The organism is Candidatus Melainabacteria bacterium (genome assembly GCA_003963305.1).
Lineage (GTDB): Bacteria > Cyanobacteriota > Vampirovibrionia > Obscuribacterales > Obscuribacteraceae > PALSA-1081.
Map to the genome: position 1 here is coordinate 75,197 of RXJR01000006.1, position 16,342 is coordinate 91,538.

At 49.0% G+C, this 16,342-nt stretch carries 5 protein-coding genes; 4 read left to right on the forward strand and 1 reads right to left on the reverse strand.

The features are described from left to right. Positions 1-29 precede the first annotated feature (29 nt). Positions 30-1,832, forward strand: a complete 1,803-nt coding sequence (locus EKK48_07985; GenBank protein RTL43676.1) for a HAMP domain-containing protein — start codon at positions 30-32, stop codon at positions 1,830-1,832. Here EKK48_07985 and EKK48_07990 read toward each other — a convergent pair. Beyond that, positions 1,821-2,996 (reverse strand): hypothetical protein, encoded by a 1,176-nt coding sequence (locus EKK48_07990; GenBank protein RTL43677.1) that lies wholly within the window; start codon positions 2,994-2,996, stop codon positions 1,821-1,823. The genes EKK48_07985 and EKK48_07990 overlap by 12 nt on opposite strands. A gap of 155 nt (positions 2,997-3,151) precedes the next feature. On the opposite strand from EKK48_07990, the gene EKK48_07995 reads away from it, so the two are divergent. From EKK48_07995 to EKK48_08005, 3 genes are all read left to right on the forward strand, one after another. Beyond that, complete coding sequence (locus EKK48_07995) at positions 3,152-12,946, forward strand: hypothetical protein (protein ID RTL43678.1); 9,795 nt, start codon at positions 3,152-3,154, stop codon at positions 12,944-12,946. Between the two features lie 42 nt (positions 12,947-12,988). Beyond that, positions 12,989-14,377: a hypothetical protein gene (locus EKK48_08000; protein ID RTL43679.1), complete on the forward strand. Its 1,389-nt coding sequence runs from the start codon at positions 12,989-12,991 to the stop codon at positions 14,375-14,377. Positions 14,378-14,548: 171 nt separating this feature from the next. Next, the gene (locus EKK48_08005; GenBank protein ID RTL43680.1) at positions 14,549-16,192 is read left to right on the forward strand and encodes a response regulator; all 1,644 of its coding nucleotides are present in this window, start codon (positions 14,549-14,551) and stop codon (positions 16,190-16,192) included. Positions 16,193-16,342: the final 150 nt, after the last annotated feature.

Sequence of the window (16,342 nt, forward strand, 5' to 3'; positions counted from 1 at the left end):
TTCTTGGGTTCGAGACGCTTTTCGTTGGAATGAATTGGTACCTGCTATCTGAGACTGAGAAAGAATCGAGAAGAGAAGAGTCCTACAAAGAGATAAGCGCGAACTCCAGTCGTCTGCTGCAAATGATATTCGACACTGGTGACGCTGCCGGGAAATTCTCTGTAAATCACCAGGGAAGCGATTTAAACCGGTATGAGGCAAGCCGTGCCGAGATTCCGAGGATTTTGAGTTGGCTGAAAGATAGACTTCAGAACAGCCCCAGAGAAATAAAGCTGCTAAATCGAATCGACAAAGATGTGCAACTCGGATTGCAAGTACTGGAAGAAATCAAGAAAGCAGGCGAAGCAGGTGACGAAGAAGCAGCCCAACAAATCGCTTACTTCGCCATGAGAAGATTGCAACCGCGAATAGACTCGCTTTGCCGCAATCAAATTGCGTTTCAGAAAATACAGCGCGAAAAAATTGCAAAGATGCCCGCTGAACTCAAGAAGCGGCGCGACGATACCAGACGACTGCTGGCTGCGGGTCTCGGGGTCAACATTCTCGGCGCAATTCTCCTGGGTGTATTTTTCATTCGAAGCATCACGTCACGCCTCAAGGTCATCACTGAAAATTCTGAAAGATTGAGACGAAAGGAAGAACTACGTCCATCTATGAAAGGTGGTGACGAAATTGCCCAACTCGACACGACATTTCACCAAATGGCTGATTCGTTGCGGGGCGAGGAAGAATTGCTCCGAGCCAGTGAGCAGCAGGTGAAATCGATGATCGAGCAAATGCCCGTCGGTCTCCTCGTCACAAAGGACGCAGACATAGAGTTTGCCAACCCGATGGCTGAACAGCTGTTCAAATACTCACGCGGAGAGATAATCGGCAAATCTCTGGGAGATCTGTTCGCCGCGAATTCAGAAACAGTCTCGAATTCGGGCTCTAGCTCTAGCTCTAGCTCGAACTCGGGCTCTAGCTCAAGCTCGGGCTCGGCATCATCGCTTGCAAGTTGGCTCGAAGAGAAGGCTCTCGACCATGTGGTTGAAATGAAAGCATTCAAAAGCAGCGGTGAAGAATTTCCCATCGAATTCTCGATGTCTGATGTTTCACTCGGGCGCGCTTCAAGACGATTAGCAATGGTGCTTGACGTCACGGAAAGATTTGAAGTTCAGAAAATGAGACGAGAATTTGTAGCGATGGTAAGCCATGAGCTACGAACGCCACTAAATTCGGTATCAGGCTTTCTGCAACTTTTGCCAGTAGGAGTATTTGGCACCTTGAGCCAGGAAGCCATTGCACAGGCAGGTTACGCCGAAGAGAACATAAACAACTTGATCGGTCTGATCACTGACCTGCTTGATCTCGAAAAAATGGAAGCTGGAAAGATGGATCTAGCCAGTACGGCATCACTGCTCGAAGACATCATCGACCAGGCGATCAACGACATCACAGATGCAGCTAATGAGCGTGAAATATCGCCCTACTTCGAAGGGTGCGAAGTCGAAATCAAAGGTGATGTGGAGCGATTGCAGCAGTGCATCACAAAAATTCTTTCCTTCATGATTTCGTTCACGCCGACTGGAGCAGCAATAAACATTTCAGCCGGGAAAGAATCCAACGGGAGCATCAAAATAACAATTTCGAGTCGCCTCCTCACCATTCCAGAGGACTTGCTGACGACAATCTTTGAAAGGTTTCAACAATTAGATTTGCCAGGCGGGCGGGGCAGCACAGGTCTCGGCTTGCCACTAGCCAAAACTATTGTCGAGCAACATAAAGGCTCAATTCAGGTCACGAGCAACGACAACCACGGCACCACTTTCTCAATTCACTTACCCGAATGACAGCCTTCTGCTCTTAAGAGTCACTGTCGCCGCACTATCACTAGTGTCATACGAAACCTCTCCGGATTCTGCATCAAGAGCCAGATTGACGACCTCAAAAAACGCGCCAGAACGTCCTGGGCGATCAGGCTCTTTCACAAAGAAACTGTCTTTTGAATCTCGCGAGCGATACTGATGTATCTGCCATCCATTGTTCAAGAAAGCAGCCGTGTAACCACCCTGGTTTGCTTCTGCATAAACATTTCCGGTGAGTGGGTCGACCATCAAGCCAGAAAGAATGTAGATACGTGGATGAAGCCGATCGTTCGCTCTTTGCACCATCACATATTCATGCCGGCCTTCCGCTCTCCTGATTTGCGTTCCGTCAGACATAACGATCTGTTCAATTTCCAGTCCGTCGTAGTGAATTCCCCACAAAACATTTCCTGCCGGAGCGTGCACAACAAGATCAAACGGACGTTCCTCACCCCATGGAGCGCACGCGTCCCGCGTGCCAGAAACGTCATCGCCTCGATCGAAGCCAGTCTCCGATTGCAATTCGCCCTGTTCACCCTGTTCGCCATCATCCAAGTGCGCACCATCATCCGATTGATCGCCATCATCAGACTGCTCACCATCGCCATGCCGATCATCAGACCGCGCATCATCACGCTGTTCGCCATCATCCGATTGGTCGCTATCATCAGACTGCTCACCATACTCCGGGTCGCCATCAGTATCTCGCCGCGACCTCGTGAACTCAGCCTCGTCAATCACATCGAGATTGGCAAGCATGAACTTCCGCTGCCCATCCTCGACAAAGCAATTTACGACTTCGCTTTCACCCTCCGCCGTCATCACCGAAACGCCGATGAAATCAGCCAACTGATCGGCACAGCCTGCAATCAGATCCTCAACAGCACTTCTCAAAGCAGCGCGATCGTATCCGTCAGCAAATACGGGCTCATCCAGCTCACGTCCGACCGTCAGCGCGCCCGTTATCTTTGGCGGCACGACCTCAAGCACATCAGGCGGCAAAAGCTCGGCGGCACGCCCAAATGCGGCGCTTATTCCACTCGAATGCCCCTGCTTAAGTCCCTGAATGTAGCTCTTGTACTTCTGAATATGCTCAACCATCCCCCCACCGCCTGAGGTCGGCTGTTCATAATCGTCTTCCTCGCCCAATGTCCTTCCTCCAGACCTTTCTCACATATTAATGGATATCTCGGTGGTACAAAATCATCAGTCTTTTAGTTATCTGCCACGCGTGACCCAATTTTGCCATGCGCCCGCCTGATAATTACGAGCCTTAGATCCCAGGACGCCCGAGGAGCCCCAAAATGGGCAAAGACAAGCCAAAATCTCACCCACCCGAATCTTCTGACAATATGGTCACGAGGACCATGAAGTCAACAGTGAAGGCTTTCTCCGGCATCGCCAGGTCAATTTATGGCGACAGCCATGGACCGGCAACAAAATCTGAACACAAATCGACCCATGCATCTGAGAAGAGATCGGCAAAGCCAACGGAGTCGTCCAAAGCCAGCGACGGACACGCCAACAAAGGTGACGCACACTCCAGCAAGGGCGTCGTAAAACCTCAATCCGATGCAAAATCAACGGGGACAAAAGCCACTCAACACCAGGCAGAAATCAGGTCCGACATGAAATCCGCCGAGGGGCGCAAGTCGGTACCGAAACACCCAGAGAGCACAACCGAGGCGAAACACGCCACCCAAAAGAATTCCACCGACTCAAAGCACCCCAACCCAAAGAATTCCACCGACTCGAAGCACCCAGCGACCGAAAAGCCCGCCGAAAAGACCAGCCTTTCCAACTACATTTACCAGCTCAAAGAAAGGGCAAAAACCAATATCACCGAGGAAATCGCAAAAGTCAAAACAACGGCCAAATTCCTGGAAGACAATCTACACAAGGTTGAAAACACCGCCGCCAAGACTCTCAAGGAAATTTCCGCCCCGCCCAAAGACGCCCCCCGGGAACCAAAGCCCCTCGCTCTCAATAAAATGACGCCCGAGCAAAGAGTCCGGGCAGGACAATTCGAATACACCGACGAGAAAACAAACGTTAGCTACAAGTACGACAAGAAAACGGGCAACGTGCAGGAAATGCAGCGGGGCGACACAACCACCCACTTCAAATACGACAAAACAGGCAACGCGGCGAGCATGGAAGTCAAACAGGGCAATCACATCCTTGCCCAGCTAGACAACAAAGATTCCAGCAAAATCAAAGTCGACCAGGTCACCGGCGCAATCAACGTCGAAGCGGTCAACAAAGACTCGAAGTCGCACGTTAAAAAAGAGACGACCACCTACCAACCTGACGGCACCGTAACCAACGTCGGCTACGACGCGAACGGACACAGAACCTCAAAAGTCGGCTTCGCGATGGAAGGCGATCAGCTCTCGCGAAAGTATCGAGTCGACTACGTCTACACACAGGGTGAAAAGGAAAAGCCGGGCGAAGTTTTCAGCGTGACAAGAAATCTGGAAGAAAAAAATCCAGCCAAACAAGTCGTTGAGAAGTGCTGGTACGACGATCCAAAAAATGTCGAAAAACAAACACCTTCGATAAAAGAAAAAATCAGCAGCGATCCAGACAACAGCACTAAAGTCACGAGAGCATACAAAGACGGACGCAGCGAAGAACTTCGACTCGATTCGCACGGACACACCACCGAGTTTCACGTTCGCAATCCGAAAGGGCACACCGTCAAGTACGAAGTCAAAGACGACAAAATCGTTGGTGCTAAAGTTGACGGCGAAGAATTCAAAGACGCCACTGCGCAAGCAAGCGCGCAAAAAGATCTGGCGCGAATGAAGAATCTCTACAACTTCCAAATCAAGGCAGCACAGGCGGAAAAAGTCGAACAACCAGTTGGACTCACAGACTACGCGCTTACAGAAAGCAAGACAGGAACAATCGTCCTCGAAACTGACGACGGCATTCACTCATACCACGCGCGATTCGGCGAAGTCAGAGACAAAAACAAGAATCTCATCGGACACCTGGACAAAGACAACAAGCTAACTCTAGAGAATGGCGTCGACCTGAAAATCGGCAAGCAACGAATCAAAGATGGCACATCACTCGATCAAATGGAAGGTTCGTCCTTCTTCGATACACACGACATCTTGAATAATCGTCAGGCAATCGAAAGCAATGGTCCTGGCAAGAATGGCATGCTACTCAAACCAGACGGTCGACTCGGCGGCATCATCACAAAAAACAATGTGTTTGACGAAACCGGCGAGTACCTCGGAAAGCTTGACAGCAGCGGCACTCTGACAAAATCAATCGAAAGTGGCAAAGGCAAAATCGACATCAACTCAGAACTTCGCGGATACTCCTTCATCGGCAAGGAGCGAGGTCAAGATCGAAGATTCATCATGTCGTCCAACATGAGCAATGGCGAAATTTCGCTGGATGATCCGCCCGGAAAACACAAAGTCGAAATGGGGATGATCCTCGTCAAAGACCAAAACGGCAACATGGTTCAGAAAGGAATCGTGGAAGCACCAAACTTTGCCGGCGGCAAATTAGATGGTGGCAGTATAACTCTATTCAAGGGCAAAGAGTCTGAAACGAAACCACTTTGCGCATCGAAGGGAACTGTCATAGACCTCGAAATCAAAGGTGAAGGCGCCGTAAAGAGTCAACGAATTCAGGCTGTCTGTTTGGGAGAGCAAGTTGTCGCTCCAGATCAAAAATCTATAGTGAGCGGAGGATTCTTCGACATTCAAGACGCGAAGGCGCGCGAAAAACAACTCGTTCGCGACGCAGAGACGAAGTTGAAAGAGAAGGACGACGATGTTGTCGGTCATTGGGCCGGGGGATTTGCACAACTCGGCGGCAAATCCGACTACGACGCACTGAAGGAAACAGTCGAACTCACACATCGCAGAAGCGATCAAAAGCTTGCTTCGCTAGATCAAATCGTAAAAGACGGAAAAGTCGATTTGAACTCCCTCGGCTTTTACAACCGAGAACTGGAGCACCTGACACAAACTCCAAAAACGAAACCAGAACCCAAAAAACATGAAGAACCCAAAACGGTGCTCAAACGCCCCGACCTCAAAGACAAAGTCATCACAGGAAAAGCAAGAGTCGGAAATGAACTAATCGAATTCAAAGACAATCACGTCATGGTTGATGGAAAATCCGTTGGCGAAGTCACTCCCGACTATGTCATAAAAATAAAGGGTCGCGCGCCGATAGATCTAAAACAAGAAGATCGCGTGTTGATGGAATTCAAATTCGAAGGACCCGGTGCATCCAACGAAACACATCAACTTGTCGGTCTGGGCAGAACAAAAGTCGGACTCAACGGACGAATGTACGAAGGCGGGCTAGTAGACACCAAATCTCTTACCGCTGAGGCTTCTCAACGACAGGTCGACATGGAGAAAGCCATCAAGGAGTACAAAGATGGCAGACACATCACCTCTGGAGTCAGCAACTACTTGCTGGGCGACGCTGAAGGCACCATGGATCAACAAGTTGCAACCTTCCGCACGCAGAAGTCCGGTCTGGAAAAGGAATTCCAAACCCTATTCAAAGAAGGATTTAATCCTAAGAACCTGGACAACAACCGCGTTGATCAATGCACTAGAGCAACTCAACTAATGATGGAAAACTGTCGCACCACGACAGCCGATGGCACAGAATTAGTTCAGAGAACAACACAGCTAGAGCAACAAGCCAACGAAGGCTTAATCATGGCTACCACTACGATTGCCACCATGGGAGTGGGCGCAGCATTCAACGGACTTGCCAATGCAGGCAAACTGGCAAACTTATCCAGAGTAACTGTTCTCACAACTGAAGTAGGGGCTACCGGTCTCGCCGGCGGTACCATCTCCGTCATTGGTAGACACACTGAGAAAGGTGGCTGGAACGAAGCATATACAAATCTGGCGTCAGGCACCATGGAGGGTATGGCGAACTCGCTGAATGCCTTCGGAACCATGATGAAGGCTCAAGGACTCGGAAAGCTGGGAGTCACCATGAACCAGTTGAGCCAAGCCGAAGTCAATATGGCGAACCTGGCAAAAGCAAGTGTACGAGTAGAGCAATTGGTAAAAGGTGACATTGAACTTGCTCAAGTGAGCAAGGCTATGGTAACTATTGAGAACCTCAATAAAGCGGGGCTCACAACTAAAGGTCTAGCCAAAGTTGGTATCACGGCTGAGGAATTGAAATCAGGCGCTGTCAGCATGGAACGACTGATGCAAGCCGGACTCAAAGAGAAGGATCTGGCGAAAGTCTCCTTCTCGGTAGAGGAACTCGGCAAACACTCCCTCGATCTTCAAAAGGTTCCCGTAGCACTGGAAGAACTGCAACGCTGCGGAGTGCCATTAGAACAGCTGGCGGCGAAGGGTGTGCAAATCGCTGGACCCGGCGAGAAGATATTTACCACTGCGGATCAGATGTTATTAGACAGCAACTTTGGCCAGCTTTCGACCAAGATCGCAAACAATCCAATCGCAAATGCCGTGCTGAAAAATAGTCTGCAACTCGGAGAGGGTGCGGCGCAAACAGCTCTGTATGATTTGGCCGCAGGCGTGAGAAGTAAGGACGGACTAAACTTGCAAGAATCGTTGGGTCCAGAAAGACTTTTAACGGGAACCCTCTTCAACGTAGGCGCCCAAACGATTGGCAATACAGTCGGAAACCTTGGCAAATTGTCACAAGAACTCGAAGGTTCCAAAAACAAATTCCTCAGCTTCCTGGGCGAAGAGCGCGCACTCTCTGATATTCAATTTAGATCCAAACGCGTCTTCAATGATTTTGCATCGGAGTGTTTCACACAGTTCGCCAGCAGACTCCCCTCCGAAGTCAGCACAGCTTATGCAAACGGCGCCATGTCGTCAATTAACGATGCAATCAAAAACGAAAAACAAAGAGTAGCTGAAAAACTCGGGCACGCTCCGACCGAGCAAGAACTGTATGAGAACATGAATTACACAAGAGTGCTTCAGGAGATTCATGAACAGGGAGCTATGGCAGCAGCTTCCAGTCCGCTTATAAGCATTGCAGGAAGCCCTATTCACGCCTGGTCAGAAAAATACGCACCAAAATCGCGCCCGTCCAGCGAATCAGTCGAATCAATTCAGCCGGAACAAAGCACTACAGGTAGTGTTCATGATTCGACAGCAAACCAGTCCTACTCAAAGACGGCCCACGACACGATCCCTACCCAACCAGACTCAAAGACGTCCCACGACTCGACACCAAAACATATTGACTCAGCCACGACAAAACCAGAGACACCAAAGAGTGTTTCCGACTCGTCACCAGAAGCCCCCGCAACAAAAACTCGAATCGAGCCCGAAAGTCGCGCTGGAATCGAACTTGAAAGTCCCGCTGTAATTGAGCGGCAACGCCAATCTCTCGAGCAATTAGCCAGCCAACACACTAAAGGATGGAAGCATGAGCACGGCAAGGAACCGGGACTGAAAGTAATCGATAAAGAAGGACGAGAACAATCTTTTCTCGAAGCTGTCAAAAAAGCAAGCGACGCGCTCTGCAATAGCGGAGAACCTGGCGACACAAGACCGATTCGCAAAGACATGCTCCACGAAGTGAACATCGTCAAATCTGCGTTAGCAGACAACCCAGAACAATTGAAAATCTATAACGAGTATGTAGAAAAACGCCAAGCATATGAAACTTCTGCCAGAGAGCTACACACCGAGTTAGAGTCGCGCAGATCCGATGTACAAAAAATGATCGACGCGTACTGCCGAGAAAATGCTCTTGCGCCAATCGAAGTGACGCATAGTCTCGATATCCACACTACAGCAAAAGGCTACCGCAACGGCAAACTTGACATAGCGATGAGCTGGTTGCTGAAGGAACGCCTGAACGAAACAGAGCTAAACACTTTACACGCCGAACTCAGGAAAGTCGGACGAGAGAACGAAACAGTTGAATACAAGGTCCGGGCAGCTCAAGCAAAAACCGAAAGACAACTTGCCGATCTTGAAAAAATCTGCACAGATAACACCAAAAACTGGCGAGAAGTCGGCAATGGAGAAGTAGGACTCGCGGTCATCGACGCAGATGGACGATTCAAGATCAGACAGGAGATTACAGAAAAGCTAGTCGACGAGCTATGCCACAAAACAGGCGCAGACGGAAAGCCCATTATCCAGCCAGAGCGCTTCCACGATATCGACTATGCAAGAACAAAACTAAGTGGCGACCAACTCGCACAGTACGAGAAGTATGTCGAAGCACGCCAGAAACACGAAGATGCAGAGCGAACACTCCGAAGATTACTCGATGAACGACTCAACGTCCTTCAAGCGGTAATGGATCAATATTGTGAGCAAAATCATCAACCTCACGTCACACTGAAACGCACTCATCAATTAACGGATACAGGTAAGGAGTACTCAGATGGATCAATCGTCATCGGCAGCCGTGAACTACTAAAATCTGGACCTAGCGACGCCCTTCGTGAATTCCTCGTCCGAGAGTCATCAAAAGCCGAATCACGCGCACCAGAATTCGACGCCATACTGAAGGATTTCGATCCCCATCAGCAAAAGATGCGCAAGTCCCCCGTCGACTACTCATTCCGTCGCATCCACGATTTTCCGAGCGAAGAAGCGAGAGACCGTTTCCTTTACCTGCAAATGAAAGTAGATAAGCACAAAGTTCTACAGAGGGAAACGATTCGCAAGTTCGCTGAAAACGTAAAGCAAATCGGAGATAGTTTCACTCCCGTCGACAAAAATCTCAGTCAAGAAGAAAAGCAGGTGATCATAAAAGAGCGCTTAGATGCGCTGCGAAAAGCACACATAGAGGCTTTCGGTGAGCCGCCCCCCAGAATCGTAGTGCTGTCAGATCGAGAAATGGCTGAATCTGGAGCAGATGCAGGCTACCTCAGAGGACGCGGTATAACCCAGCTTCGTGAAAGCGAAATTCTCGGATATAGCTTATTCTCACCCAAACCATTCATTCATGAAGGCGTGCACGTCACTCAAGACAGAGCAATTATTCAAGCACTTGCCACAGATCTGATGCGACAAAAGGGCATTGATTCGTTCGACCAACTCAAAGCGCACGATGGTAGCTGGACGCCCGAAGGCAGAACGTTTTTGGCAGAGTTGCAAAATGAATACAAGTCGCGCACAGCCTTCACTGAATTCGTTCCACTCAACGAAAAATTCTTCCAGCAGGCTATGGATTCGTCGCGCAAATATCTGGAAGAATCTGTCAAATTATCCGCCGACGCACTGAACATCGACCCCGAATATGTGCGCGGAAGTCGATTAGCAAGTGACCTGCACAAGAAAGAACAACGCTCAGCAGAGCGTCAAGCAGATCTCTCCGAAAAGATGCTCAACCTGGCAAGAGCGCTGACTCCGCGAGACTTAAGCGGCAACGGACTGAGAAATTATTTGAATGAGCTCTTTACTCAGGCACATAGAATTGAAGATGGACCAAATCCACTTGCAGAGTTCGAAGCCAAAAAGCTGCTGCAAAAGGTTTGCTCAAATCCAATGTTCAGAAACGAATTATTTGGAAATAATCATCACCTTACTGGTGGAATCGGAGAGTTCAATCGAAAAGACAGACAATTCGAAGACATGCTCTACCGAGCTGTATCTGACAACAACGCACCTGATTTCGTAGCAAACATCGTTGAGGCAGCAATTCGGAGAAGCGCAAATCCAGGTCTCAATCCAACCGAATCGAGAGAAGTCTGGTTGAGGCAAATGGAAGAGCATCTCAATGATTCGGCCGCAGCACCTTCAACTCCAAAAGCATTTAATCGCACCGAGCTGCGCACTTATGCGTTCCTTCTGGAACACTTCAAAAATCCACGCAATGGCTCAATCGGAAGTCTGACCCGACAACGATTCGAAGAAGCTCTACCAATTCTGATGAAGGAGCTTGTCAAAGACAGCATAAAAGAAGCAATCATTCACGACCAACTTGTCTATTTCGGCAACCTGGCTGAGACAGAGACCAGACACACGGATTCACTTGTGGATGAGTGGGCAAAGGGAAGAGGTTCCGGCGAAGAAGCGCCGCTGACTACAAGACAAAAAATGTATTCAGACAAACTCGGCAAATTCTGGATGTCTGGAGAGCAGAGCCTCGCATCAGGGCCAAGCACTTCAGATGGTGTCATGAACATGAGGCAGGACAATCCGCTGCTGCGCATGATGCAGATTCAGCAGATGCAAGAACAACAAAAATATGGCGACCTGAATATGGTTGAGCAAGGTGCAATACCAGACAATTATTACAGAACCGAAAACTCGGAAGAACAGGCACGACAATCTAAAAGCCAGCAGACTGACGGAGCCGATTCAAGCACCAGAGACGATAGCAAAGGTAACAACCAAAGCGAAAAGCGTCTCCAGAACCGGTCAGACGGTCAAAACTACAAAGAGGGCGGCACAGGAGAGAAGTCGCAACTCCCATCGGGAGACGAGTTGGCTGACATGCCACAAAAGCCGGCGCAGAGTGTTGGCGACGTGCCTAAGCAGCAATCCACACAGTACCCGCAAGAATATCACGCTCAATTAGAAGCGAACCGGATAAATCGACTCAACATACACAGACATCTTTCCAAAGGCAACATTCTGGATCATGTTGCGAAAGCTCAAAATCTCATAGCAGAACTGAGCAACGCACCAGCTGAACTCAAAACTGCTATTCAGGTTATGGCTCACTCACACGAAAAGGCGCGCATACTCGAACAGGTAGTCAAATATCATGACCCAGCAGCTCTTCCAGAAAAGCTCTCCGACGCGATTCGCAACGAAGAACAACTGACTTACGCCGAAATGCGTAAGGTTATGATCGATTGTCATCCGTCTGATTTGCAGGTTGGATTGCGCTTGACTGAAAGAGTTTCCAATCTTTCAGATCCGGAAAAAGTAAGAGAATACTGGAAAGAAGCAGTGCAATCTTACACTCGCATCGATGAAGAGAATCTGTCGAAGGTCGAACGCGCACAGTATCAGAAACTGGGCACCAGACTGGAATCTGAAATGAGAAAACGTGTTAGCGATATTACCGCTTACCTTGAAGCGCCACAGAATGAAGGGGCGCGCAAAAACAAACCCACAGACGGATTTGTTGCTAAGCAGGGCTATGCACCCAGGTATAACCCGCAGGACGGACGCGCACAGGAAGTGACTTTCGCAGCGCGCGCGGCGACAGCACTCAATTCCCGACTACTGTCAGATGTTGTCATAGCAGAGCAACCGCAAGTTCTGTCGAAAGACAAACAGCTCGTCGACACAATCAAACGAGACCTCAAAGATGAACTGGCTTCCGAAACCGCATACCTGGTCAAAAGAGGAGTCAAACAGGATGACGCGGAGAGACAAGCTCTTTTCACAATTATTCGAGGACTAACCGATTCGGTAGGTAATAAAGATGCTGCAGAATACACAGCTGTAGAGCAGCAAGTAGATCGCGCCATCAACGACGCGATGAATCGAGGCAAAGATTGGATCGGACTGCCCATCCCCTCGAATTGTGTATTAGACAAGTTTGGCTGCGATTACCTTCTTATCAACAAAAGAACAGGCGAGTACTTTCCTTTAGATGTAACTATCCACGGCATCGAAAAAATTACTGGACAACTCGTGGATTGCCGAGCGATGAATCCAAATTTGAAATGGGATGCAGCTAAAACTATTCCTTCAGACAGAGAAAAATGGATCATGTCTGTTCCCTCTGAAAAAGAGTGGAATGACGCATTGTTCCAAAGCAAAAAGGAAGCCAACGGCGATAGCAACGCAGGACGAGCCCAGCTTGAGCAAGATGCCGTCGAACAGATCTCGGTTGCATTGCTTGCGACAATTCAATCTCCAAGCAGACTTAATCTGATCGACCATCCTCTGCCACAAAATCTTACCACTATGGTGGCAACAGATGAATTGGCTGCATGCACTGCCTTTACTCGAAACCTGGCACGAGCAGGAATGCACAGATGGGCTACAGACCTTCAGCTTCGAGCCGTGCCCTACATTCAAAACCAAATACAAAAGCAAGCACAAGTTCAAGCACAAAATCAAGCCCGAAGTAAACCACCACAACCACCAAATACGCCACCAACTACGCCTCCGACAATATAAGAGACGATCAAAAATAAGAAGTGTCAAAGGAGCCGCCGTCCAATGAAAGACCACAACCTTGGTGACCAGGTATTCACAGAAACCAAGATCAAAGACAAAGATGGTAAAGAGAAGCGCATCAGTGATGTAGCCCAGGACAGTTGGGGTGCACCGCCGAAAGACTCGACAAAGGCTGCACGCTCCGCAGTTGAAGGTGCTATCAGCGCAGCCGAAAAAGCGAGCGGTACAAATGAAAAAGTAAGCAGCGCAACCGAAAAAGCGATCAATGCAACAGAAAGAGCAAGCAGCGCAATTGAACGTACTCTTGGTGCATCTGCAGAAAGAAGAAACGCCGAACAAACTGCAACACAACACCAGGAACAGTTGATCGAAGCCAGCAAACGAATCAAACTTCTCAATAACGAATTGCACAAACCCGGCGGCGCATTAGCAAGCTCAGACTTAGAGCTGATCGGCTTTGACAAGACCGGAAGGCTGCTCATGATCCACCGCGATAAGAGCGGCCATGTCGATGGAAAGTTTCTCGTCGATCACGAATCAGGGCAAATAGTTGCCAAAACGAAAAAGGGACAACTCGACAAATGGGATAAGAGTCCTGACTACGATCGCAAAGATCGTGAGCGCGGAAGCCACCCCAAAGATTGGCACTCTGAGCCATCTCACGGAGCCACGGTTTGGAAGGATAGTCAGGGACACCTTCGAGAAGTGAATCGTCCGAATGGAGACAGAATATCAGTAACTCTCGACACCCAGGGTAAGCCATCTGAAATCAATGTCAGTTATGCAGCCAGAGACGGCAAATCTGGGAGGGTGGAACAATTCAAAGTTGCTGCGAACGGCGACGTGATTGTGCAATCGCAAGGCATAAAGGAAGCCTGGCTCAAACTGCCCGACAGCGCACAAAAAGCCGAAATTCTCAATGATGGATCGCTGCAGTTACAACTAAAAGAAAACGAGCGGCGCACCTTAAGACCAGATGGTTCCACAATTGACACCAGGCGAATCAATGGACAGTGGGTTACCACGCAAGTTGCCGATGCATACGGCGATCGCCGTGAATACAAGTGGGATGAGAAAGCAACCAAATTAACAGAAGTGACAATCACTCACGCCTCGAACAAAACAAGCGAGACTTTCAGACCGGGCGGGAGCGTCGATGGTGTTCAGCAGGACTTTTGGTATAGATACCCTTCAGATCCCAAAAATCCAGGGAGCGGTCAAAAGTTTCAGGTTGACAGCGACGGAACACTTACGCAATTTGTGAAAGCAACTGAGTTCATCATTGCTAAACCAAATGGCTCAGTGCACCACACTGTTGGCAATGAAACAACGGTATTGCGCCAGCCCTTCAGATTGCCGGAAACTACAGACCCAAATCAGCTACTGAGCGTTCCGGAAAACATCGCTCCAGAACCGTACCGCAAGATATAGCCAGGTCGACCGGATTCACGGCGCCAAACGCAAGAGACAACCAGGTCGACCGGATTTACCGTGCCAAAAGCAAGACTTAGACGGGGAACTCAACTCCACTAAACGAACATCGCCCAACGCCTCTTTACTTCCCGTAGCCGCTCGCTCCGGTTAGTGCTAATCTGTGCTGCCATGGCTAAGGTACTTTTAGTTGAGGACAACCAGGATTTGGCGGGTCTAGTCCGCTCGATGCTGGAGTTTGAAGATCACACAGTTCATGTCGTCTACACAGGCACAGAAGGTCGTGACAACATTCTCAAGCATCCATATGATTTGATAATTCTCGACTGGGATCTCCCTGGACTTTCCGGCATTGAAATTCTCAAAGAGTTTCGTGCTCAGGGCGGCACAACACCAGTTCTGATACTGACAGGACGGCAGTCGTCAGATGAGAAGGAAACTGGCCTGGACGAAGGCGCGGACGACTATTTGACCAAGCCTTTCGATATGAAAGAACTCAACGCCAGAATAAGAGCTCAGCTCAGAAGATACACAAAAGTCCAGAGCATGAATTCGTTGCTGCTCGGAGACATCGTTTTAGACACGACAAAACAACGCGCAACCAAAAGTGGACGAACAGTCGTTCTTACACCCAGAGAGTATCAACTTCTTCAATTCTGCGCAAAATACCCCCATCTGGTTCTCGAATTTCCAGACCTTGTAAAACAAGTCTGGCCAACAAATTCCGAAACGACATCAGAAGCGTTAGCAGACGCAGCAGAAGAGATGACAGACGCGATCGCCAGGACAACGCTTCGAAGATTGAGAAAGAAACTAGATCCAGAAGGACAAATCATTTTTCCGCACATTGTCTCCGTATCTGGTACCACAGCAGCAGAAAAACAAGACCAAACTATCCAATCTGGACAAATAAAAAGTGCCACCACCTCTGACTCAGAAGAATCAGATTGTGATGATGATGCCGATCCGTTTATCGGCACCATATTTGACCAGAAGTATGAACTTGTAGAACTCCTGGGTGGTGGTGGAACAGGGCTTGTTTATCGCGCTAAACATTGCACGCTCGGTAATACTGTTGCCGTGAAATTGCTCTATCCGCACCTGAACTTTCGCTCCGAAATCGTGCGAAGGTTCAGTCAAGAAGCCAGGTCATCCGGCATCCTCTCACACAAGAATGTAATTGAAATCCACGATTTTGGGCAAAACGACATGGGTCAACCATACCTGGTTATGGAACTTCTGATCGGAACCAGTCTGGGAGAGATGATTAAAAAAGCAGGCAAATTGCGTCTGTCTCAAGCCGCAGACCTTTTCGTTCAAACCTGTAATGGTCTTGCGCACGCCCACGAGAAGGGCGTTTTACACAGAGACGTGAAACCCAGCAACTTGATGATTGTGACGGAATCAAATGGTTCCATCACTGTCAAATTAGTGGATTTCGGCATGGCAAAACCAACGACCGATCAATCCGTGGAAAGCCTCACGAGAACTGGCGAAGTCTTCGGCAGCCCACCCTACATGAGTCCAGAGCAATGCCGCGGACTGAAAGTAGACCATCGATCCGACATCTATGCGCTGGGCTGCGTGTTGTACGAGATGCTTACAGGAAAACCACCCTTTCTGGGTGCGGACGCCCTGCAAACAATCATGTTGCACATAAATGCCGAACCACCGCACCTGAAACTCTCCGACATCCCTGATGAACAAAACATCTTGTTGGACAGAATCCTCCAGAAGTGCCTGGAAAAAGACAAAGAGCAGCGCTTTCAAACCGTAGACGAACTAAGAATCAGCTTCGAAGCATTATTTCAATAGTTCCACTGTCGCGACTGTGGGCTCGAACACGAACACAATCCCGACACAACAAGTCTCGATACTATTTCCGTCGGCGGATCAACAAGTGGACTGTTAGCAATAGACCCCGGCATGGAACAATGCCGATACGATGAATGTACAAACTCTGGC

What these genes read in the sequence shown, in the direction of transcription:
- EKK48_07985 (RTL43676.1), top strand. Translation starts at nt 30, where the DNA reads ATGAATTGGTACCTGCTATCTGAGACTGAGAAAGAATCGAGAAGAGAA.
- EKK48_07995 (RTL43678.1), top strand. Translation starts at nt 3,152, where the DNA reads ATGGGCAAAGACAAGCCAAAATCTCACCCACCCGAATCTTCTGACAAT.
- EKK48_08000 (RTL43679.1), top strand. Translation starts at nt 12,989, where the DNA reads ATGAAAGACCACAACCTTGGTGACCAGGTATTCACAGAAACCAAGATC.
- EKK48_08005 (RTL43680.1), top strand. Translation starts at nt 14,549, where the DNA reads ATGGCTAAGGTACTTTTAGTTGAGGACAACCAGGATTTGGCGGGTCTA.